The 21,783-nt window shown below is 29.3% G+C and carries 22 protein-coding genes and 1 pseudogene; 8 read left to right on the top strand and 15 right to left on the bottom strand.

What is annotated here, in order from left to right; translation table 11 throughout:
- Positions 1-169 precede the first annotated feature (169 nt).
- From CF386_RS07640 to CF386_RS07635, 3 genes are all read right to left on the bottom strand, one after another.
- Positions 170-1,006 (bottom strand): hypothetical protein, encoded by an 837-nt coding sequence (locus CF386_RS07640; protein WP_089073840.1) that lies wholly within the window; start codon positions 1,004-1,006, stop codon positions 170-172.
- 33 nt (positions 1,007-1,039) lie between these two features.
- On the bottom strand, positions 1,040-1,192 hold the full coding sequence (locus CF386_RS12820) for a hypothetical protein (RefSeq protein WP_158522338.1): 153 nt from the start codon (positions 1,190-1,192) through the stop codon (positions 1,040-1,042).
- A 317-nt stretch (positions 1,193-1,509) separates the two neighbouring features.
- Positions 1,510-4,359 carry an FAD-binding and (Fe-S)-binding domain-containing protein gene (locus tag CF386_RS07635; RefSeq protein WP_089073839.1) on the bottom strand — a complete coding sequence of 950 codons (2,850 nt, stop codon included), beginning with the start codon at positions 4,357-4,359 and terminating at the stop codon, positions 1,510-1,512.
- A gap of 71 nt (positions 4,360-4,430) precedes the next feature.
- On the opposite strand from CF386_RS07635, the gene CF386_RS07630 reads away from it, so the two are divergent.
- Complete coding sequence (locus CF386_RS07630; RefSeq protein ID WP_089073838.1) at positions 4,431-4,859, top strand: GNAT family N-acetyltransferase; 429 nt, start codon at positions 4,431-4,433, stop codon at positions 4,857-4,859.
- A 146-nt stretch (positions 4,860-5,005) separates the two neighbouring features.
- On the opposite strand, the gene uilS is transcribed toward CF386_RS07630, so the two are convergent.
- Positions 5,006-5,875, bottom strand: a complete 870-nt coding sequence (uilS, locus tag CF386_RS07625) for a UilS family quorum-quenching N-acyl-homoserine lactonase (RefSeq protein ID WP_089073837.1) — start codon at positions 5,873-5,875, stop codon at positions 5,006-5,008.
- A 288-nt stretch (positions 5,876-6,163) separates the two neighbouring features.
- Here uilS and CF386_RS07620 point away from each other — a divergent pair, with 288 nt between their 5' ends.
- Together CF386_RS07620 and CF386_RS07615 are read left to right on the top strand one after the other, a co-directional pair.
- Complete coding sequence (locus tag CF386_RS07620) at positions 6,164-7,144, top strand: TDT family transporter (RefSeq protein ID WP_089073836.1); 981 nt, start codon at positions 6,164-6,166, stop codon at positions 7,142-7,144.
- 579 nt (positions 7,145-7,723) lie between these two features.
- Positions 7,724-8,221 (top strand): GNAT family N-acetyltransferase, encoded by a 498-nt coding sequence (locus tag CF386_RS07615; protein ID WP_089073835.1) that lies wholly within the window; start codon positions 7,724-7,726, stop codon positions 8,219-8,221.
- Between the two features lie 374 nt (positions 8,222-8,595).
- On the opposite strand, the gene CF386_RS07610 is transcribed toward CF386_RS07615, so the two are convergent.
- Entirely contained in the window at positions 8,596-9,261 is a 666-nt protein-coding gene (locus CF386_RS07610) for a DUF7424 family protein (RefSeq protein ID WP_145955028.1), read from the bottom strand.
- Positions 9,262-9,676: 415 nt separating this feature from the next.
- On the opposite strand from CF386_RS07610, the gene CF386_RS07605 reads away from it, so the two are divergent.
- Complete coding sequence (locus CF386_RS07605; protein WP_089073833.1) at positions 9,677-10,948, top strand: MFS transporter; 1,272 nt, start codon at positions 9,677-9,679, stop codon at positions 10,946-10,948.
- Between the two features lie 19 nt (positions 10,949-10,967).
- Positions 10,968-11,885: an alpha/beta hydrolase gene (locus CF386_RS07600; protein ID WP_089073832.1), complete on the top strand. Its 918-nt coding sequence runs from the start codon at positions 10,968-10,970 to the stop codon at positions 11,883-11,885.
- A 42-nt stretch (positions 11,886-11,927) separates the two neighbouring features.
- On the opposite strand, the gene CF386_RS07595 is transcribed toward CF386_RS07600, so the two are convergent.
- The 8 genes and pseudogenes from CF386_RS07595 to CF386_RS13690 form a co-directional block, all read right to left on the bottom strand.
- Positions 11,928-12,275: a hypothetical protein gene (locus CF386_RS07595; protein ID WP_089073831.1), complete on the bottom strand. Its 348-nt coding sequence runs from the start codon at positions 12,273-12,275 to the stop codon at positions 11,928-11,930.
- 10 nt (positions 12,276-12,285) lie between these two features.
- Positions 12,286-13,455 (bottom strand): MFS transporter, encoded by a 1,170-nt coding sequence (locus CF386_RS07590; protein WP_089073830.1) that lies wholly within the window; start codon positions 13,453-13,455, stop codon positions 12,286-12,288.
- Between the two features lie 78 nt (positions 13,456-13,533).
- Positions 13,534-14,091, bottom strand: a complete 558-nt coding sequence (locus CF386_RS07585; RefSeq protein WP_089073829.1) for an NAD(P)H nitroreductase — start codon at positions 14,089-14,091, stop codon at positions 13,534-13,536.
- Between the two features lie 108 nt (positions 14,092-14,199).
- A complete protein-coding gene (locus CF386_RS07580) occupies positions 14,200-15,390 on the bottom strand; it encodes a multidrug effflux MFS transporter (protein ID WP_089073828.1) in 1,191 nt (396 codons plus the stop codon).
- Between the two features lie 234 nt (positions 15,391-15,624).
- Positions 15,625-16,035 carry an MFS transporter gene (locus CF386_RS07575; RefSeq protein WP_089073827.1) on the bottom strand — a complete coding sequence of 137 codons (411 nt, stop codon included), beginning with the start codon at positions 16,033-16,035 and terminating at the stop codon, positions 15,625-15,627.
- On the bottom strand, positions 16,035-16,484 hold the full coding sequence (locus tag CF386_RS13405; RefSeq protein ID WP_264080496.1) for an MFS transporter: 450 nt from the start codon (positions 16,482-16,484) through the stop codon (positions 16,035-16,037). The genes CF386_RS07575 and CF386_RS13405 overlap by 1 nt, the downstream gene beginning before the upstream one ends.
- A gap of 41 nt (positions 16,485-16,525) precedes the next feature.
- Positions 16,526-16,825 (bottom strand): MFS transporter, encoded by a 300-nt coding sequence (locus CF386_RS13400; RefSeq protein WP_089073825.1) that lies wholly within the window; start codon positions 16,823-16,825, stop codon positions 16,526-16,528.
- Positions 16,826-17,076: 251 nt separating this feature from the next.
- Positions 17,077-17,654, bottom strand: a pseudogene (locus CF386_RS13690) (SOUL family heme-binding protein).
- A 154-nt stretch (positions 17,655-17,808) separates the two neighbouring features.
- Between CF386_RS13690 and CF386_RS07550 the strand changes: the two are divergent.
- The 3 genes from CF386_RS07550 (at position 17,809) to CF386_RS13685 (ending at position 19,734) form a co-directional block, all read left to right on the top strand.
- Positions 17,809-18,483, top strand: a complete 675-nt coding sequence (locus CF386_RS07550) for a hypothetical protein (protein WP_145955025.1) — start codon at positions 17,809-17,811, stop codon at positions 18,481-18,483.
- Positions 18,484-18,871: 388 nt separating this feature from the next.
- Positions 18,872-19,507, top strand: a complete 636-nt coding sequence (locus tag CF386_RS07545; RefSeq protein ID WP_225971780.1) for an alpha/beta fold hydrolase — start codon at positions 18,872-18,874, stop codon at positions 19,505-19,507.
- Positions 19,429-19,734, top strand: a complete 306-nt coding sequence (locus CF386_RS13685) for an alpha/beta fold hydrolase (RefSeq protein WP_404824983.1) — start codon at positions 19,429-19,431, stop codon at positions 19,732-19,734. Before CF386_RS07545 ends, CF386_RS13685 begins: the two co-directional genes overlap by 79 nt.
- Before the next feature lie 587 nt (positions 19,735-20,321).
- Here the strand turns inward: CF386_RS13685 and CF386_RS07540 are convergent.
- Both CF386_RS07540 and grxB read right to left on the bottom strand, forming a co-directional pair.
- Entirely contained in the window at positions 20,322-20,888 is a 567-nt protein-coding gene (locus CF386_RS07540) for an FUSC family protein (RefSeq protein ID WP_089073821.1), read from the bottom strand.
- Positions 20,889-20,946: 58 nt separating this feature from the next.
- Positions 20,947-21,603 carry a glutaredoxin 2 gene (grxB, locus tag CF386_RS07535; protein ID WP_089073820.1) on the bottom strand — a complete coding sequence of 219 codons (657 nt, stop codon included), beginning with the start codon at positions 21,601-21,603 and terminating at the stop codon, positions 20,947-20,949.
- Between the last annotated feature and the right edge of the window lie 180 nt (positions 21,604-21,783).

Here is a 21,783-nt window from a genome sequence, read left to right as displayed (position 1 = left end):
TGTTAATATTTCAAAAAAAGACAAAACTATCAATTACTTGCAACTTGTCATTAAAAAATAACTGTTTTTGAAATGAAAAACGAGACTTAATATTTAAAATAAATTTGCGATTACATCCAAAAATAAAAAATCAAATTATGATGTATACCGTGTACTCTTGAATATTCTTTTAATGAGGTATGTGCCAATATTTATTAAAGATTTCGTTTTTATTCGACATCTTCTTTTTTTCTTTATTATATTTTAATGGATCAAAGGGTTGGACCATTTGTATTTGACTGCGCAATATAAAAACAAACAATAAAGAACTCTCATCATTTGATTTTTGCGGAGGATATAAAGTTGTAAATTTTAGCGTGTGAGTATTATTATCTCTATACCCAGAGGCTTGAGGATAACATTTTAATACAAGAGAATCATGATTAAATTTATGATAATAATCTATGTCTATTTCAATAGAGTGTACTAGATAAACCTTATTATTTTTAAGCGTAATGAGGATACTTTTATGTTTTTTCATTAATGTATAGGTTGTATAAGTCATTTCATCTAAGGAATTTATATAAAGGTTGGTTAGATTTTTTTCATTGTTTTCTAGTTTATAATTTAAAAACTTACACCACAAAACGGGGAATATATAGGCAGAAATAATTGTAAATAATATCGCTTTTACAATAAATACTATAGTGTCACTTGTAAGACTATAAAAAAGCTCATTATATTTTGTCAGCTCATATCCAAGGGTAATAATTATGATCTTAAAAAAATGAGTCCAATGTCCATAATTTACAAAGTCTATCTCTTTGTAAACAACATAGGTGCAAACTAATCCCTGATAAACCACATATAATATCGCTGTAATACTAACATACAAAGCACCAGCATTTATTATACTTAAATAATATTCTTGGGAGTTTTGATACTTTTTAAAAGATGCACTTAAGGAGAATATATTATGTGTATATCCAGCCACAAGAATTGGAATGAGAAGAAGAATTGCAAACAAATAATGCTCCTACCTTACTCTAATTAATCTACTTTAAATGTTATGTACTTCATCGAGTATTTCTTTTAATGCTTCATAATCATTTTGTAGTGATTCATAATCTAAAGGCTTAGATTTGAAAATTACTCTCTTGCCTTCTTTATCATGCTCATAATCAAATTCAATGAATTCTTTTTTTATGCTCATTCTCATCTCCATTAATGCACATTCTTAATTTTAGAAGAAACATCATTATAAAATGATCAAATAATAAACTTGCAAAGCCACATACGATTTAATAAATACCTTAATATTATAAACCACTTTAAACATCTTCTAAAATTTATCAGTCTCTTATCGTTTTGTAATTATTATAATAAGGATTAATACTCATGATTTTATCCTTGTTATTAGCCCATTTACACTTTTACTATATGGGTCAACTTATCCAAGCAAAGGGAGTCAGTGAAAATAGAACCTAAACCACAGTAAGTATTTATTGTAGTACTTTGGATACATTGACACTACTCCACCTGTTCTAACTTTAAACTTTGAGACTCAATTAATTGATTGAAAAGATGAAAAATTGAATTAAACTCTAGACCAGTATGATCTGCAAGACCAATTTCACAAGTTCTACTATTTGATACGCCATAATCACAACTAATTTTATCACGGCTCATCTTTCTTAAAGCATTCTCATTTAGTTTGGGATAAAAAAATCCCTTATCACCCGAAAACCCACAACATTCTAATTCTGTATATTCAATATTTTCTGAAATTTTATTCATTACATTATAAAAAGATTGATGAAGCTTATTCTTAATGGACGAGCATGGTATATGCACCAAAACTTTATCTTTTGAAGGAGAAGATGCAAATCTATCTAAAATATATTCGTCAATAAAGCGAAACGGCTCATATATGTTCATATTTTTATTCTTTTCAATCAAACAATCAAAACATGAGCTATGGTCCATTAAGATGGGCGTATTATCTGAAGTCAATTTCATTTCTGTTATTGATGATAGCATCTCGTCATTTTTAAAATGGTATGACTTTAAAAATCCTTTACTTTTAAATGCAAGACCGCAACATAATTCATTTATATTTTGAGGTATCAGCACATTATAGCCAAAATAACTTAATACTTTTACTACAATCTCAATCAGTGGGGATTCTTGTTTATTTGAATCATTATTTCCCATAAGTCTATTAATACAACTAGGTATATAAACAACTTGCTTTAATTGATTGTCAGATTGAGCAATCTTTTGGAGTTGATTTTTTTTTAAAGCATTTGGGAAGTTTGATCCAACATAAGGTATAGAAGATATTTTCTGATTGATTTGCATGGATTTTCTTTCTACAAATTCTTTTCCTAACAACTTTTTCAAAAAAGATAGACTAGACAAATTAAATCGCATTATATCAGTGGTTATTTCAAAATTCTTTGCAATAAGATCAACAAATTTAGATTTAACTAAAACATCTGATTTCGACTTTTCTGTTAATATCAATTGTCCTACATTGATGCCTACTGGACAACTTAATTCACAAGCGCCTGTAGTTGCACAAGTATCAACTCCATAATGTTGAAATATCTTATGGGTTTTTTTTGTATTGTAATGATTTGATTGATTGTCCAGAGACTTGATTTTATCTAAAATAGTATTTCTTTGCCTTGGCGTAAAAGTATACCCTTCTGAAGGACAAACTTTTTCACAAAAGCCGCAATCCATACACTTATCCAAATCAGAATGGTGAATTTCTTTTTGTTTTATATTTTTTAAATGTGCCTCAGGGTCATCATTAATTATAACGCCCGGATTTAAAAGAAAAGTTTTATCAAACAAAGTCTTTACTTTTTGCATGATTGAATAGGCATCCTTGCCCCACTCTTGCTCGACAAAAGGAGCCATGTTTCTTCCTGTTCCATGTTCCCCTTTTAGTGATCCATTAAAATCATTGACAATAATCCTTACTAACTCATCTATAAAATTTTGGTATTTTTTATGTCCTTCTTGGTGATTAAATTGCTGAGAAAAAACTATATGTAAACTTCCATCCATTGCATGTCCAAAAATGACACCATCTGTATAATCATATTTTTTTAGAAGATTTTGAATTTGAATAGTCGCTTGAGCTAAACATGTTAGTGGTACTGTGACATCTTCAACAATTAATGTAGAGCCCCTTTCCCTGTGAGCACCTACTTTAGGAAGCAAAGCCTTTCTTAAATCCCATAAGTTCTTTGTTTGATTTTCATCTTTTGTAAAGTCATATTTAAACAGAAGGTTGTGCCTGAGTGACTCTTTGTTAATTGATGCAGCTTTATCTATTAATGAATCTGATGAATCACCTTGAATTTGAATTAATAATGCAGCTGGTTTACTTCCTTTACTTAAATGCGAGTCATAAAACCCAATTTCCGAGATGGGTACAAGTGATTTTAACGATAAGAAATCCATTAGCTCTATTGCATCAGGATTTAATTTTGTAATTTCAACAACAGCTTCACATGCATTTTCAATATTTTCAAAAACAAAAAAACCCGTCATTTGATTATTTTTTAAAGGAATCGTTTCTAAATTAATATTTGCAATAAAACCTAATGTCCCTTCCGAGCCAATTAATAAGTGTTGTAAAATATCAATTGGGTTTTCATAATCAAGTAATGCATTAATACCATAACCGGTCGTGTTTTTAATTCTATATTTAGTTTGGACTTTCTCTCTAAGTGGTTTGTTTTCAAGTAACTGCAATCTTAATTCATAAATACTGTCTAGTAGATCAAAATGTTTTTGTTTGAAAGTATCAACACTATTTTTATTTAAAGTATCAAGGACTGTGCCGTCACAAAAAATAATTTTCATACCTTTTAGCGTATGATAAGCATTCAATTTAACTCCACAGCACATTCCAGATGAATTGTTGGCAGCTATTCCACCAATTTTACATGAGTTTATAGAGCTAGGATCTGGTCCAATTTTATACCCATAAGGCTTCAAAATAAGATTGACATCTCCACCAATTAAACCTGGCTCAAGAGAAACTTCTTTACCATTGTCTATTATCGTTATTTTTTTCCAGTAATTTTCATGTAAAACCACTAAAATGGAATCAGATAATGCTTGACCTGACAAACTAGTTCCAGCTGCTCTAAAAGTAATAGGCGTTTTATAAAATAGCGCATCTTTTATAAACTTTGACATTTCTTCGGCATGTCTAACTTTAAGTACTATTTTAGGCGTAATTCGATATAAACTTGCATCAGTCCCATATGCATAACATAGAGTTGGATCCGTTATAATATTATCTTTCGGAATGTAAGTTTTAATCTTTTTTAATAAACTTAAATAATTATATTCCATACAAATTTCACTCAATTGTAATAATTCATAAGTAGAATCATTTTCATTAGTTCATATTCTAAAAAATTATAATGGAAATAAAAATTAGACAAGCGCAAATAAGTGACATTAAACAATTAATTCCCCTAATTAAAGAGCTAGGATATGATTTATCTCCTGATGAATTAAAGCAAACAATAGAACTTCAAAACAAAAACTCTTATGAAGTGAATTACATTGCAGAAAAAGAAAAAAACATTATAGGATTAATTAGTTGTTCTGTTTTGAGGATGTTTCATCATAATTACAATACAGGAAGAATAGTATCTCTAGTGGTATCTTCATGCGAAAGAAATCAAAATATAGGTGAGAAATTAATTCAAATTGCTGAGTTATACTTTAAATCTTTAAATTGCAAAAAAATTGAAATAACTACCAATAATAAAAGAGAGGACGCACATCGCTTTTATTTCAATCAAAACTTCGAAGATACACATAAATGTTTAAATAAATCCCTTTAAACATAAATACTTCATTGTTGGTGCATAAAGTATGGTTGAAATCACTAACTATTTTTTGAGAAGTTAAAATCTTTAATTTATAGTAATAAAATCTATATAAAGATTTAACTTCTAATTATAAAAATACATAAAATTAATAAAAAATTCTATAAATATTTATTAAACCAATCTATCTGTTTTGCAACAATTGATTTAAAAGCCTCTCCCTCATAACAATCATAATGATCTGCTTTTTCTACCATAAATATTTCTTTTGGTGAATTGGCTTTTTCGTAAAGTATATGAGATTCTTGAGCTGGGTTAACACTATCTGTTTGAGAGCCAACAATTAAAATTGGAATATGAATGTTACCAATATGATTCTCAGGTTTGTGAGATAAAGTTTCGTTTACAGTTAAGAACGGTATTTTTATTTTTAAATCCGGAAAGTCATTACAATACTTATTATAGAAAGACTGTGATTGTGGATCGGATAAAACCTTAATCAAAGGCGTCATCATTTCTTTGCCAGTTTTTTCTTTTTTCTCAACTAAACGTGAAATCATAGCGAAAAACTTTTCTTTTTCTTCAGAATTCATTTCTCCAGTCACCACACGCTCACCATTCGCAAATGTTAATTGTACAGCTAAACATTTAATTTTAGAGTTTTCATCTGTTGCAATTATGGCATTTGCTCCACCGTATGAAGTTCCCCATAGTCCAATACGATGACAATCGATATTATCTAAACTACTTAAAAAATCTATTGCTGCATGAATATCTTCGATTTGTAATTTTGGTACTAATCTACCCTTTTCTCCTTCACTCTCTCCGAATCCTCTATAGTCAAACGTTAATACGATGTAGCCAGCATCTGCAAAAGCTTCTGCAAAGGATGGTAAAAGAAGCTCTTTTACACCTGCAAAACCATTACATAATATAATTGCTGGATAACACTGATCTTTATTCATTTGTTGGGGCTCGTATAAACATCCAATAATAGTTTCATTTTGGGATGTAAAAGATATTTTTTTCATTTTTTACTCCGAAGTTATATTAAACAATAAATTTATTCTTTCGAAAAATCAGTTGTTTAGTAAAATTTAATATCACAAGATAACATATTTTTTATCATCAATACTTATAAAAATAAACAGAACTTATTATTTATTATGAATAAATTACAATGAGTTAATGCTATTGTTAACCTTTCTTCGAAATTATTTAAATTTAAAAAATGTAATTTATTAAATTTTTTGATAGTTAAAGACATACAAAAATTATATGTTCCCAAAGATTAAATCTAATCATATTGAGGAAATTTAGTGATAAAATTATTTAAAAAATATTTTTCGAAAGTCCCGACTCCAATTGCTGGTTTATCTCTTGGGGTATCTAGTCTGGGGATTTGTTTAGAAAACATGTATGATTTCAATAATTATGCGCAACTAACTTTCGCTATTTTTTCTTTATTATTGCTACTTATATTAACGCTAAAATTTATATGTTTTCCACGTTATTTTTTTGATGATTTATCTCATCCAGTGACTGGTAGTATTTTACCTACTATTTCAATGACCATAATGGTTATTTCTACCACTATCAATAAATATTCTTTCATGTTAGGTTTAACATTTTGGGTATTAGGAATAATTATTCACCTTTGTTTTCTTTTGACATTTTTATTTTTCAGAATACGTGAATTTAAATTACATCACATGATCCCCTCATGGTTCGTACCACCTGTTGGTATTATTGTATCTGCTGTAACATTTCCTAACTTAAACTCCTTGTTGCCTCTGACATATTTTTTAATGTTATTTGGTATAACAACTTATTTAACTATTCTTCCTTTAATGTTATATAGAATTATTTTTGAAACAGTAATACCTAAAAATACTGAGCCTACACTTGCAATTTTTGCAGCTCCGCCAAGTATAAGTTTGGCTGGTTATCTCACAATTTCTTCTCAACCTGATATTGTTGTTATTTCTATTCTGAGTAGTGTTTCAATTTTTATGACAGCTTTAGTTTACTTGTTTTTTTTAAAATCATTGTTTCGTTCATTTCATCCAAGTTATGCTGCTTTTACCTTTCCTTTGGTTATTAGCTCAGTAGCAATGTTTAAACTTTCAGATTGGATACACTCAATGAACTTCCTAACTCATTATGAAAATAAAGCTCACATAGTTGCTGAGTTTGAAGGAATTGTAGCACTTTTTGCTGTTTTTTATGTATTAATCAATTATATTAAATTACTCATTAATAACTTTTTAAGTATAGAAATGTCCTCTAAATATCTTTAAAAAAATTGAATTATAATTAGTGTTAAAATTTGGCATTACGAGGCACAATATATCAATAACCTCTAGATAAAAGGATAAAGATGCTATAACTTGGTATAGTTACAATAAATTCCACACCATTATTATTAAAGTTTCTATAAAGAGAAAATTTAGTATCAACTTTAATTAAAAGTTAACATCTATTTAATCAAAGAAATCACTTCTTTTACTCCCTTAACTATTGGATATATCCAATAGTTAAGGGAGTTTCTTGAAATTCAAATCACATTACTTTTTTAAAGTAAAGTATCATATAAACTAACATTATTAACTTTTTAGTTAATAATATATTAAATATTAGTTTATTGATAAGAGCATTCATTTTAAATATTATGAATTTTATGTTAAACAAAAAATGTGTTTTATATGAAGTTTAACCATCAAACTATGGTTGATATTACTTCAATTATAATGTTTGTGATTGGTAATTATAAAAATATTTTTATCAACATCAATAAAAGACATAGCAGATGAATTGCGTCATTCTTGCTAAATATCATCAGAGTTAATAACACATGTGAATAATAAGGGGTTTAGACTATGGATATCGTATATAAAGAAATTGAAGAGAAACATAATCTAGAAGTAAAGCAAGTCATAACGCAGGTTGGGATAGAGTTCGGTGCTGTTGGTGAAGGGTATGGTCCGAGCGATCTTGAAGTTAATCAAATGAGTCAATTTTATAGTGATGATTTAAACAGTTTTTATATTGTAGCTCTAGTCAATAATTCTGTGGTAGGCGGGTGTGGTATCGCTCCTTTTAATTCCTCAAAAGAAGTGTGCGAATTAAAAAAATTATTTTTATTACCGGAATCTCGAGGCTTTGGTGTTGGTAAAGAATGTATAATTCGTTGTTTAAATTATGCAAAGGCGAAAGGTTTTACACGATGTTATTTAGATACTTTATCTAATATGGAGAGTGCAATATCTTTATATAGTCATTTGGGTTTTAAACATTTAACAAAACCTTTGGATGGTACTATTCACAATAAATGTGATATTTGGATGATTAAAGACTTAAAAAATTCGTCTTTCTAGTTAAAAAAGTCTTCAAAAGATTAAAAAAATCCGAAAAAGGTAAGCAAAATGCTCTTTATACAGTGGAAATAGTTAAATTTTTTTTCTGGGAAAGGTCACAAAATTCCCTCAAATTGACCTTTCCTGTTTTTTTTCAGTTAAGCATGGGCTTAATATTCTTTCATATAAGGTCTAACATTTTGGATATTAGATATTATTATGCAACATTTATTTCTTCTGTCGCTCTTACTTTTCAGAATACATAAATTTAAATTACATCACACGGTCCTCTCTTGATATCGCCCATTGATATTATTTTATATGCTGTAACATGCTCTAAATTAAGCTCCTTGTTGCATCTATATATTTTTTAAAAAAATGAATTAGATTTAGAGTTAAAATTTGGCATTGTACATCGCAATATACTTATAATCTCCAGATAAAAGGAGATCGATACCATAACTTGGTATAGTTACTTTAAACTTCTCTCCATTGTTATTAAAAATTCCAAATTGAACAGGTTTATTATTTAAGTATCCGCCTAAAATTTGAAATGAACCTTTTTTACCTTCAGGATCTAAAGCCAAAGTAATCTTTAAGTCACTCTTTTTTATAAATATTTCAGATTTAATCATTTTATTTATAGACGATCTTAATTTGTCCGGAATAAATACAGACAATGATTTAAAACCAGATTTATTTTTGTCAAAAGAAATATTAATAGTATCTTGTGTCATGTTTAGATTGGTTTTACTTTTTACGATACTGACAGGAAAGCTAAAAAGTGCATATGAACTAAAATTTTTTTCAAAACAATTTTCAAATTTTGCACCATTAAAAACATATGGTAATTTTTGTTTGATTTTAAAGAGTGAATCACTTGGCATATCGGAGTTATAATCTTTGCAGGCAGGAATTTCCACAATCAATTTTCCTTGGATTTTATGAGTGCTTTTAGCATTAAAATCACTAAAGCGTACTGGAATTTCTGCTTCTGTTTTACACCCTGTTAATAAGGCTATTATTAAACACAAAAAACAATTTATCATTAATCTAAACATAAAATCATATCTCGCTTTAAAATTAAGAATATTTAACCTACATGTTTTAATTAGATATTTCCCTAATAACGTTATTTATTTAAATATATTTAAATAAATAACTAATGATTGATATCTCATGTATTTTTAAATATTAGATCACGTATTAATCTTAAAATCATAATATATATTGTCGAAGTTTGGACTGATTAGTAAATAGAGGCCTATTAAAATAGATAAAAAAATTGAACATATTATTTTATATAATTTATAACTCATTACTTATTTGTGATTTATTCCCACCTTTCATCTGCTGTAATGTAATTATTTGCGATCAAAATCATGTTGATGGTTAAATCATATTTTTTCATAAAGCAATAAATATTAATATTTTCAAAACATAAAACAAACACAACAAATAATAACAGGTTTAAAAATGAATAATAATAATGTTTATAAAGTATCGATCCTTTCAGGCTTCGGAGGTATGCTTGAATTTTATGATTTTATTTTGTATATAATCTTTTCATCTCAAATAAGTGCAACTTTTTTGCAAAATGTACAATCAGAAATCGTCAAAAATCTTATTACAGTATGTATTTTTTCGGTTGCTTATATCGTGAGACCAATAGGAGGCTTACTTACTGGTTGGTTAGGTGACAATATTGGAAGAAAAAAATCTTTCTCTCTAACCATACTTATTATGTCCGTTTGTATTTTTCTAATGGGAGTAATGCCATCTTATGATCAAATTGGAGTCATTGCCCCTATCCTTTTTATTATGCTGAGGGTTATTCAAGGACTAGCTTTAGGCGGAGAGTTGCCGGGTGCTATTGTATTTGTGTATGAATCAGTTCATAAAAACAGAGGAATTGCCTTAGGTATTTTGTTTGGAATGGTGTTTTTAGGGTTCCTTCTTGGTGATATTATGGGTGACCTTCTTAAACACTATTTTGGAGCATATGCTTGGCGTGTTGGATTCATTTCCGGATCAGCAATTGCTTTAGTAGGTTATTTTATAAGATCTAAGCTTCATGAAACACCGATGTTTATGGCTTTGGAGAACAAGCAAAAATTTCCTTTGTTTCACATTTTAAAAAATAATTTTTCACTGCAATTAGGAGGTATTTTCAATGCAATGTTGGTTGCATGCAACGGGGTAGTTGTATCTTTATATATAAGTAAATACCTACAAAACCACTTGAATATTCCTTATTTTAAATTTCAAAATATAGCGTATGCTATTTCAATCTTGAACGTAATAATCATTTTTCTAGCTAGTTTTCTATCTGATTTTGTAAATGTTAAGAAAATGTATAAATTAACCACTATTTTACTAGCTTTAATGAGTTTTCCTGCCTTTTATTTAATGTCACTGGGCCAAATTTCTTCTATTTTTATGGGCTGGTTCATGTTGACGATACTCTGTGGTATAGGTACAGGATTATTTATGAAAATTCTGTGTGACTCTTTTGAAACTAATGTTAGACTGACAGGCGTAGCAATGAGTTATAATCTAGCATTTGCTTTTGTGGGAGGTGTTGGTCCCTTAGCCATTGAGCTTATGATAAAATCAATCAATAATATCGCTGGACCAAGCATTGTTTGTATCTGTTGTGCATTAATGGGTTACGTATCAATACGTCTAACATCTCAAAAAAACACAAATAAGAAGTTAAATACTCAAATTTTAACGGATAAGTCATAAATCAATAGGAGTCTTAATTTTGGAACATATCACTGATAGTTTAAAAACGTTTTTAAAGGCGCAAAACGAACTTATTAAACAATTAGCCTTAGCTGGTTATCAACCAGATCCAATTGCAAACAGGGCATCTTTAGAGTTACTGACACAAACATATGTTACGACAGCACCTTCACTAGATCTGACAAAAAAAATTAGTTACAAGGATATTCCTTTAAAAATTTATCATCCTGAGCATGAGAAAAATCTTCCTGTTTTTTTATATCTCCATGGTGGGGGGCATATGTCAGGCAGTATTGATGTCTATGATAAAATTCTAACTAAACTGGCTTTTCATACTGGAAATATTGTCGTAGCTGTTGATTATAAGTTAGCACCTGAACATCCATTTCCATCAGGGTTAAACGATTGCAAGCTTATTCTAAAAAATATGTGGAATATATTAAATCAAGAAGGAATTAATTTTGAGAAAAGTTTGACTTTAGGGGGAGATTCAGCAGGAGGTGCATTATCTTCAACCATTTGTCACACAGAATTAGTTGAACTCGTCGATAAGTTAGTTCTTATTTATCCATCTTTAGATTACACACTCAGTTGTGATTCAATTAAAGATCTAGGTAAAAACTATCTTCTCGAAACTCACTACATAAAGTGGTTATTTGATAACTATTTTCAGAATAATGAAAATAGATATGATGAATCGCCGTTATTTCGAAACATTCCAGAAAATTATCCAGATACATTAATTATCACTGCAGGATTTGACCCTTTAAAATCCGAAGGTATTAAATATTTTGAAAAGCTTGAAAAAGCAAAAATTGATGTAAAGCACATTCATTTTCCTGGGATGATTCATGCATTTTTGAATTTGGAAAACTTAGTGAAAAATCAGTGCGATAAGTTATATAATGATATAGGTTTATTTCTCAAAGAGTCTTAATTCAAATAAAAGGGGAATTGAAAAGTGGATGCTTTTCAATTCTTACCTTGGACAGTTATCTAACTTATCAAGAAATAATTGAGGTTGAGCTTTGTTTTTAATTAACCAAGATAATGGAGTTAAATTGTCAAAAAATTCATGTTTTTTTTGCATCATTCCATAAATTTCAGGACCAATAATAAATTTTTTTTTCAACAGTCTATGAATTTTGTGAATCAATCTAAATAACTCCACTTGATCTTCAGTAAATTGAATGGATTCATACTTATGAGAAAAAAATTTTTTTTTGTCCTCAAGGCTCAAATCTAATAAATCTGATATTACAAGATCTGAGCAATCCCATAAAACAAGAAGGTTATGTGCTGCTTTGATTTCACTTTTTTGTATCATAAAACTGATCTTATTTCTTATGTCTTATTTTAAAAAATAATAACAAAATTAATATACTTAAGATTAAATATAATACAGTTAAAGGGAAAAGTGAATGTGCTTTTAATAAACTACCTATACCGGTAAAAACTCCATAAGAAACCCAACAAAATGAAAACAATATACCATTAGCTGTCCCTGACATATTTTTAAAAATACTCAGTCCTTCACTTACAGCAATTGGAAACACAAAACCAGAAAAACCAACCATCAATAATAAAGGTAGGAGTATAAAATAAAAGTTATTAGATAATAATTCAATCATTAAAAAAACGACTGCAAATATCACCGTACCAATTAAGGCAATAATTTCCTTTTTTTCACGTTCAATATGAAATAAAATCCTCGAGAATAGATTACCTATAAACCAAAACACACCAATTGATAAAGCAACATAACCATTAAATATGGCTGATTTATTTAATATGTTTTGTATATAAAAAGGTCCAACCACACTAAAAATAGCTACGTAAGAATAAACTGAACCAGCTAGTAAGATTGATTTCACAAAACTAAAAGATTTAAAAACAGTTTTTGTGTTATGAAAAAGTAAATTAAAAGAAAATTTCTTTTTTTCTATTAAGGTTTCTTTAAAAAGAAAAAAATAGAATAAAAATAAGATACTTAAATAAATTAAAATAAAACTAAAGTTTGCCTGCCATGAGAAGTAATGTTGCAAATACCCCCCTAAAAAAGGCGCTACAATTGGGCCTATTGAAAAAGAGGTTGTAATATATGTAAGGTGTTTTTTTAACTGCTCACCTGAGAGAATATCACTCAATATAGCCCTAGTTGGGACAATCATTAATCCAACACCAAATCCCTGAACAAATCTTGCGCAATTAAGAACATATATGTTATCTGTACAAATAATCATAATAAGGCTTAAAATTTGTATTAATAAAGCCAATAAAATAGGTCTATGACGCCCTATTGCATCTGATATTGGACCTGCTATCCATTGAGTCAAACCAAAACTAATCGCAAATAACGTAATAGATAACTGAATCACATTATTCGAGCTGTTAAAATATTCAGACATAAATGGTAAGGAAGGAAGATAAATGTCTGTGCTCATACCAGCCATGGGAACGGTGAGATTCACTAGGAAAATAAAAAGGATTGTATTTTTTTTATTCACAAATCATTCCACAAAAAAAAACTCTCTTTATTATATATAAAAAGAATTTTTTTGAAAGCAGAACCAAATACAAACTTATTAATCTAGATACTCAACATAATTTTCAAGAGGACGATGCGGTAAGTCTGGTTTTCTTTCTCGAGGTAATCGAGACCCTATGTATAAAAACCCTATGATCTGATCACTTTCTTTTAAATTTAAAGCAGAATTAATGAAACTGTTATATGCCCATTTACCAGTCCTCCACATAGAACCATAACCCAAGGAATAAGCAGCCATCTCCATCGCATGAACAGTACAACCCGTTGAAATATTTTGCTCAATCACTGGAATTTTAGCGTTTGCGTCTGCAGTACTTACAACTGTTATAATTAAAGGCGCTCTAAATGGTGCTAATTTTGCTCTTTGCTGATCTTCTTCCGATTCATTTGCATCTTGAGCAGCTGCTTCAAAAATTTGACTCAATTTTTCAATACCAACATCCTGGCTTATGATAAATTTCCATGGTGTTAAGTTCCCATGATCTGGAGCTCTTAAACCTGCCTTTAAAATAGTTTCTAATTCATCTGCCTTTGGGGCTGGAGCTTGTAATCTTGATGATGAGTATCTATTTAACAATAAATCTAATGCTTGCATCTTATTTCCTTCATAGTAAAATTTTTGTAAATCACCTTAATGATAATAATTATCATTATAATTTTATTTGGCGTTATTACCAGAGTTTTTTTAATTTAGCATATTTGATTATGAAATGGTTTTAATATTTGCCCTACTTTTAAAAAAAATAATGAGTAAAGAAAACAAAGACATTATAATCATAGTAAAAGCTAGTGGATAAGAACTATTAAGCACAAATAAACTTGATATCGAGCCTATTATAGAACTACCTCCTAATTGAAGAGCACCAAACATAGCTGAAGCAGCTCCAGGGAATTCTCCAAAAGGTTCTAAAGCACCACTTGCACCAGCACCTGATGTTAATGCACAACCAAAAGTTGCAATAACACACGGACCAAAAAAGCCAACTAAGGTTAGTCCCGTTAATTGATAGACAATAATCAGTATAATACCTGACAGCAAAATCAAAAATGTTCCAACGACTGTTGTTTTAAAAACTCCAAGTTTTTGGGTGAGACTACCTGATACAAAAGAGCCAATCATAAAGGATAATCCAGCAGCTCCAAAAGCGTACATAATTGTTGTTTTTGGTAAACCAAGCTCTTCAACTATGTAAGGTGTCATTGAAAATAGTGCAAAAAAAGAAGATATACCGGCAATAGCAGGAAGCGTAAACGACCAAAATGTTAAAGATTTACCGATTAAAAAATATCGATAAAAAACTGACCAGTTGAATGCTTTTCTATTAGCAATACTTAAACTTTCTTTGCCCCAAACCAAAATAATTAAAGCTGTTGATATTGCTAACACAGTTAAGAAGTAGAATGCAGAGTACCAAGGATAATGTGTAATTAATGCAACACCAATTAATGGACCTAATATCGGAGAAAAAGCAAGCATACCATTTAAATAACTATAAATTAAAGCACTGTCTTTTCCATCATATGTATCTCTTACAATTGCAAATGCACTGACAGACAAACCTGCTGCTCCCAAAGCTTCAAGAGCTCTAAAAATTAAAAAGATATCAATAGTCTTACTCATTGAGCACAAAGCAGAGCCTATGATAAATAAAAACGCAGATGCCCATACAACTTTCAGTCGCCCATATTGGTCTGATAAAGGTCCAAGAATTAATTGCCCAAAGCCACAAATTAAGAAAAAAACCGATATAGTCAATTGAATCGCGGATTGAGAAGTATGGAACATTCTTCTCATTTCAGGTAAGACCGGCATATAAACATCTAATGCTAATGCAAAACTAAATATCAAAGGAGCTAAAATAATAACTGTTGTTTTTGGTTTATAAGGCCACATGCTAAAACTCTCAAATGTTGTAAATCTTTTTAAAATATAGCCAATCTTAACGCTTAATTAAAAAGTTAATTTACTTAATAAAAAGGCAATTCTAAAGAAAAAAAAGATTGTATACAATCATTAATAATTGAAATATAGAAAAAACATATGTCAAATTAAGACATATTAAGATTATTAAATAAAAATCATGACTGTATACATAATTAACATTAGGCTCTTATTTAATGAATAAAGCTAAAGTAATTGAGTTTGATATAAAATCTTTTCAGAATTAATTTTTAAAAAGATTACAATTAAAGCAATCAAAGATGTAAAAATCATTGTTATGGCTAGAGGATAAGAAGTGTTTACTGCAAATAACCCCGAAATTGTACCAATAACTGAACTACCACCTAATTGCATACAACCAAACATGGCTGAAGCCACTCCAGGATATTGCCCAAAAGGTTCCAAGGCACCACCCGCACCAGCGCCCACTGCCAAAGCACATCCAAAAGTTGCAACAGTACATGGTCCAAAAAAAACATATAAATTTAGACCCCATAACTGGTAAAAGATAATAAGTGCAACACCAGATACAAATATTAATAATACGCCTAAAATAGTTGTCTTGAATAGTCCAATATTTTGAACAATTTTTCCCATTAAAAAGAGCCTAACATAAATGATAAACCAACTGTACCAAAGCTATAAACGATAGTTACTTTAGGTAATCCTAACGATTCAATAATATAGGGAGTTATGGAAAATAGTGCAAAAAATGAAGACATTCCTGCAACTGCAGGCAACGTAAAAGACCAAAAATGAATTGATTTTATAATGATCATGTACCTTGAAAAAATTGACCAGCTGAAACCAGTTCGATTCGCTTTATCTAAACTCTCTTTACCCCAGACTTTAAAAACTAATCCAGTCAGAATTGATAAACATGCTAAGAAGTAAAATGTTGAATACCATGGGTATCTTGTTATTAAAGCTACTCCAATTATGGGTCCTAAAATTGGCGATAATGCTAGCATACCGTTTATAATACCATATATTTTAGCGCTGTTTTCTCCATCAAAAACATCACGAACAATTGCAAAAGCACTCATAGATAAACCCGCGGCTCCGAGGGCTTCTATTGTCCTAAAAGTTAAAAAATACCTATCGACTCACTCACTGCACAACCAATAGCTCCTAAAAGACATAACATAATAGATGTCCAGACCACTTTTATTCTTCCAATTTGATCAGATACTGGTCCCAATATAAGCTGACCTAATCCACAAATTAGAAAAAAAATTGAGACTGATAACTGAATTGCCCCTTGAGAGGTATGGAATAAATTTTTCATTTCAGGAAGGACTGGCATGTAAACATCAAGAGCTAAGGCCGAACAAAAAATTAAAGGCCCGAGAATAATTGCTGTTTTAATTGGACTATAAGACCACATATAATCTATCTCTTTTTTATTTTAAATGATTTTTAAAATCTAACATAAAAAAATTAAAGACTTCATAATTGGTTTTAAATCTTAAGATTTGATTTTAAATATTTTAATTTGATTTTAAATTGCTCCCAAACAAGTACCCTAACAAATTATTTGAGAACATGGGATTAAATAAATTTATATTAGGGATTAAATATAATTTAATAACATTACTTACATGAACTCACATCTTATTTTAAATGAATATACAGTAATTATTTATTAACTAAGATATCCTCTTCCTTTTTATTCAACTCAAACATAATTTCATTTTTTCTAAAAAAAGGAATGGTCCATGGTGGGTTATATCCTGCATAAATAGGAACCGAAACTATTTTATAATCTTTTTCATTTGTTAAAATCCAGCTCTTTAATTCTTCAGCATATCTTTTATTCTTCTCCTCATTATCTGAACCAGAAAAAGTAATGACACCATAAGTTTTCTTTTTTAAAACTTTAAATTCTATGTTATCTGACTTTGGTTCGGGTAAGTCTTTTAGATCATATTTTTTGGAATCATAAAAGTCATTTCCCAATTATCACCTTTTTGATATTGTCGGACAGGGGATGTCATTGAGATCTTTTCACCAGTTTTATTATCGCCAAAAATATAACCAGCAAGAATACGAAAATCCTTGTTTTGTGCATCCTTGTATGTTCCTTTCGTTTGAGTCTGTATGACAAGATAAGAGTCATAAAGTCTTAACTCCTTGTTGGAATCTTTTTTTAAAACCTTGTATTGAGGTTGTTCCTCTGTTTGAATACCAAAAAGTGAACATCCGGAAGTAATCATAATGCCTCCAAGAAAAATAATTTTTTTAAAACTATACATGATTTCACCAATAAAAAACATTGTTTTAAATATCTTATTCAATCATTTCTTATTTTTAAAGCTATGGTTTATAATTTTACTAACTACATCAAATTTTTTTTACAAGTTAACCCATATGAAATACATCATTTGCCTAATCTCATCAATAGCATATAGTAGCATGTTCCTTTTCTCTTCAAATGTATTAGCAAAACAAACTAAAACATTTGACATCATACCGCCCTATTGTGTTTGGACATTGTTAAATAATCATTCATATTCTGGATACAGCTATCGACTAAAACCTCTAAAAAATAACTCTAATACTCAAAAAGATATAATTTCTGAGATTAATTTGACAGAATGCTCATCTGCCAACAAAAATTTTAAGATCTTTACGAGAAACAACCAAACAACATATCAAATCACTTTTCCCAGAAATGATTCAAATCAACTAACGGAAGGATATTTTAGTTATCAGTTAGTTGGTCCTTACAAGCAATATTTAATTTTTCATACCTTTGATTCAGGCGGAGGGACTGGTAACTTTGATGGAATAATGATTGTTAAAAAAGATCTTCGAATAGAGTATGGTTTTAATAATAAAGCCAATAACTTAAATTCTCAACAAAATATGTTTCTAAAAAAGATATTGTTCATACCTGGAGGTGACCGAGCAACTGGTGGTTTTAAAAGTCTTAAAATAAGAAATGATTACCTTGAAGTAACGCAATATAATAAGAATAATTTTCCGAATAATCCTCAGTTGCCCAATAAGATTTTTAAAATTGATTTAAGGCATCTAAAATAAAGCCAGAGTTCTCTGGCTAACTACATTACCTGCATAATTTTTAATGGCAGCTGAAAAAATATCAACATATTTGTCCATTTGGAACCCAATATTATTCAAAAGCTCTAGTACTGGATTACCTCCATTGGCAAGCCTTGAAGGAAGGATAACTTGACAACCAAATTTCTCAATACTAACTATATTACCCAGCCATTAATGCAGGACAAAATCTTCTATTTTTTTGTGTAGCTTAATAATTACAACAAAACATATAGTTATATAAAATAATGTGAATGATTTATAGATGGAAGTTTTTTTATTGCAAACATATTTTTATAAAATACTATTTATTTACCTTAAATAAATATGATTATATGTAAATGTATTAATATGTAAAAAGGGTAAATTTATGAATAATGTCCGCTATAAATCAGAAATAATTGATGGTTGTAATATTTTTTACCGTGAGTCAGGTAAGCCAGCAAATAAAACTATAGTCCTATTACATGGAAATCCAAGTTCATCTTATATGTATAGAGATATTCTATCTGAATTGGGTGATGAATATTATTTAGTTGCTCCAGACTATCCGGGTTTTGGAGAAAGTGACTCACCGGATCCTGAACAATACGATTATACTTTCGACAATATTGCCGATACTATTGAAAAGTTACTCATAAAAAAAAGTATTAATAAGTACACATTAATGATCCACGACTTTGGCGCACCTATTGGGTTTAAAATTGCAATTAAAAACCCTGAAAAGATAGATGGATTTATTACGATGAATGGTAACGCTTATGAAGAAGGTTTGCATGAGAAAACTTGGGCATCGCTTAGAGACTATTGGAAAGGACGTTCATCCGAGTTAGATAAAAAATTTATGATAGATCCGTTGAGCTCATTAAGTGGCGTTGGGTACATGGGACACGTAATCCAGAATCTATTTCGCCTGATACCTGGAAGTTGGATTTATATAATCACACACGTAAATGGCAGTCAAATATTTGTACGAGCCTGTATTTTGATTATCAAAATAATGTAAAAGAATATCCTCAATGGCAAAAGTATTTAAGAGATAATCAACCTCCAATGTTAGTTGTCTGGGGAAAAAATGATCTTTTTTTTCCAGAATCAGGGGCAATTGCATATAAAAAAGATCTTAAAGAGATAGATTATAATATATTGGATACTGGACACTTTCCTCTTGAGGAAGAAGGAGACTTTATTATTTCAAAAATAAGAAGTTTTATGAAAAAAAATATTGCTTAACATAAATGTTTTGTTAAATATATTTAAAATATGGCCATTTTTTCAATTAGACAAAATGATTTTATACTCGAGCCCTAACATTTTATAATTTTATTGCTAATTCCCATATGATATATTTAGCTCTCATTTTCAAGGAGTTACTATAGGTGTTACCTCTGTTTAATACGCTATATTTTATTTAAACCTATGGAAAATTACTGAGTGAGTAACTTAAACTTCTAAATAAAGGAGTTGGATTGTCCAAAACCCAGATTTCATGCTGGATTATGTGTTATCAGGTATTATCGTAAAAAATAGAATTTGTTGACGCTTATTAGAAAAGATCCGAAACAAAAACCATAAGCCTGCAAAGCTTATTGATATGTTTCGTCGCTCAAAACGTCCATGAGATAAACTGGTGCTATCCAGCATTATAGTTGTACTCGCAAGATACAAACTAATTGAAGGAATCATTCTTCTTAATGATTATTAGGCTATTGAGAAGTTTTATTTATTTAAAATTATATAATTAAGTATTTGATGTCATTATTTGAATTTTGACAAAACTAAAATGACACCTTTATGATATTTATTGCAAATAGATTATCTTATTTAAATACTCTATTTTTTAGAAAAGAAAAACGAAATCGTTTTAAAATAAATTTCAACGTGAACCATCTAGCAGATAAAGCAAAAGCGATACCTATTAAAGATTCTATAAAGCGATAAATCGCATTTTCATAACCACTCACATCGGGGCTGACTAAACTAACAGCAAAAACAACTGTTACAGTAATTAAGGCCAATCTTAATCCTTCTTCAAATTTGAAAAGACTACAAAGAAAAGCCGTAATAATAATCATCGGAATTAATAACCAAAATGATGCTACAAAATAGCTTAAAAATAAGCCAGAAATTACTGCACCAATCAATGACCCTAGCCCTCTGATAATCGCTGCATGAAGTGTTGCCTTTCTATTGTCGTGTAAAACAACAATTGCTGATATTGCACACCATAAACCACTTATTAAAGATAAGGTTTCCTGATTAGGTATTAATAGCTTTCCTACATAAAAACTACAAAATACAACAACTGCAAACTCAATCGAAGTAACACATGATTCTTTTAGGCCCTGTTTACCAAAAGCATTATTCCTTAAAATATCCCATTTCATTATTAATATTTCTCCTTATCACATTTTATTTTTAATCATCTTCTTGTTTAATTATATCTTATTGTTTTGGAGAATATAAAGGCAAACTAGACTTTGATGACCAAAAATCTAAAAATTCTCTAATCACTGGTGGGTACAGTATATTTTCGACGACAGATAAATTATAAAGTGTTGGAAATAAGATGATAACCTTTTCATTAATAATTTTAGATGAAAAGAAGCTTTCCCCATATAACTCAATCAATTTATTAAAAAATTTTTCAAGATTTTTCTTATAAAAATCGGTATTTAATAACATTTCTCTAAAAGTTAGGTTTAAAGAACTTTCAAACTTATTTTTATAGTATTCTTTTGCGCTTTCAGATTTAAATTCAGGTAAATCTTGCTCAAATAAAAATCTAGGACATTGTAAACCATAAATCGAGCTCCTAAATTGTTTAACAATTAACAGCAGATCATCGATATGATCGAAATTGTTGACTTGATCAATTGAAAATTTTTTACTGATACACTTTATAATATCTAAACTTTCGTCCATATAAGTTGAATCATCTACTTCAATAATGGGAAGTGACTTATTTCCAGTTAATTGGCGTGGCGTCTCTTTATCAGAATAATCAAGATACTCAACATCAAATGGAATATCAAAAAGTTTAAAAAAAAATTTAACTCGCACACAGTAAGGACAGTGTTGGTATTCATATAATTTGATCATAAAAATTTAATACTTTGTTAAAATAATTAACATGCCATAAATATTATTATATTGGAAGGGTTTAGAGTTATACTTTGGATATAAAATGAAAGGTTTTTTAATTAAATTAAATAAAATAAACGGGGTTTAATTGAATATTTCATTTAATTATGTATTCTTATTACTTATTCAATGAAGAAA

The sequence above is a fragment of the Paraphotobacterium marinum genome, from assembly GCF_002216855.1.
In the GTDB taxonomy this organism is placed as follows: Bacteria; Pseudomonadota; Gammaproteobacteria; order Enterobacterales; family Vibrionaceae; genus Paraphotobacterium; species Paraphotobacterium marinum.
The sequence above is the reverse complement of the archived record's forward strand: the minus strand, read 5'-3'. Positions and strand labels throughout refer to the sequence as shown.

Bases quoted from the DNA above. Each gene is read 5' to 3' on its own strand.
- CF386_RS07575 (WP_089073827.1), bottom strand. From the start codon at position 16,035: ATGGGAAAAATTGTTCAAAATATTGGACTATTCAAGACAACTATTTTA.
- CF386_RS07630 (WP_089073838.1), top strand. From the start codon at position 4,431: ATGGAAATAAAAATTAGACAAGCGCAAATAAGTGACATTAAACAATTA.
- CF386_RS07605 (WP_089073833.1), top strand. From the start codon at position 9,677: ATGAATAATAATAATGTTTATAAAGTATCGATCCTTTCAGGCTTCGGA.
- CF386_RS07635 (WP_089073839.1), bottom strand. From the start codon at position 4,359: ATGGAATATAATTATTTAAGTTTATTAAAAAAGATTAAAACTTACATT.
- CF386_RS07595 (WP_089073831.1), bottom strand. From the start codon at position 12,275: ATGATACAAAAAAGTGAAATCAAAGCAGCACATAACCTTCTTGTTTTA.
- CF386_RS12820 (WP_158522338.1), bottom strand. From the start codon at position 1,192: ATGAGCATAAAAAAAGAATTCATTGAATTTGATTATGAGCATGATAAA.
- CF386_RS07550 (WP_145955025.1), top strand. From the start codon at position 17,809: ATGAAATACATCATTTGCCTAATCTCATCAATAGCATATAGTAGCATG.
- CF386_RS07580 (WP_089073828.1), bottom strand. From the start codon at position 15,390: ATGTGGCCTTATAAACCAAAAACAACAGTTATTATTTTAGCTCCTTTG.
- CF386_RS07615 (WP_089073835.1), top strand. From the start codon at position 7,724: ATGGATATCGTATATAAAGAAATTGAAGAGAAACATAATCTAGAAGTA.
- grxB (WP_089073820.1), bottom strand. From the start codon at position 21,603: ATGATCAAATTATATGAATACCAACACTGTCCTTACTGTGTGCGAGTT.
- CF386_RS07585 (WP_089073829.1), bottom strand. From the start codon at position 14,091: ATGCAAGCATTAGATTTATTGTTAAATAGATACTCATCATCAAGATTA.
- CF386_RS13405 (WP_264080496.1), bottom strand. From the start codon at position 16,484: ATGAGTGCTTTTGCAATTGTTCGTGATGTTTTTGATGGAGAAAACAGC.
- CF386_RS07545 (WP_225971780.1), top strand. From the start codon at position 18,872: ATGAATAATGTCCGCTATAAATCAGAAATAATTGATGGTTGTAATATT.
- CF386_RS13400 (WP_089073825.1), bottom strand. From the start codon at position 16,825: ATGTGGTCTTATAGTCCAATTAAAACAGCAATTATTCTCGGGCCTTTA.
- CF386_RS07540 (WP_089073821.1), bottom strand. From the start codon at position 20,888: ATGAAATGGGATATTTTAAGGAATAATGCTTTTGGTAAACAGGGCCTA.
- CF386_RS07610 (WP_145955028.1), bottom strand. From the start codon at position 9,261: ATGTTTAGATTAATGATAAATTGTTTTTTGTGTTTAATAATAGCCTTA.
- uilS (WP_089073837.1), bottom strand. From the start codon at position 5,875: ATGAAAAAAATATCTTTTACATCCCAAAATGAAACTATTATTGGATGT.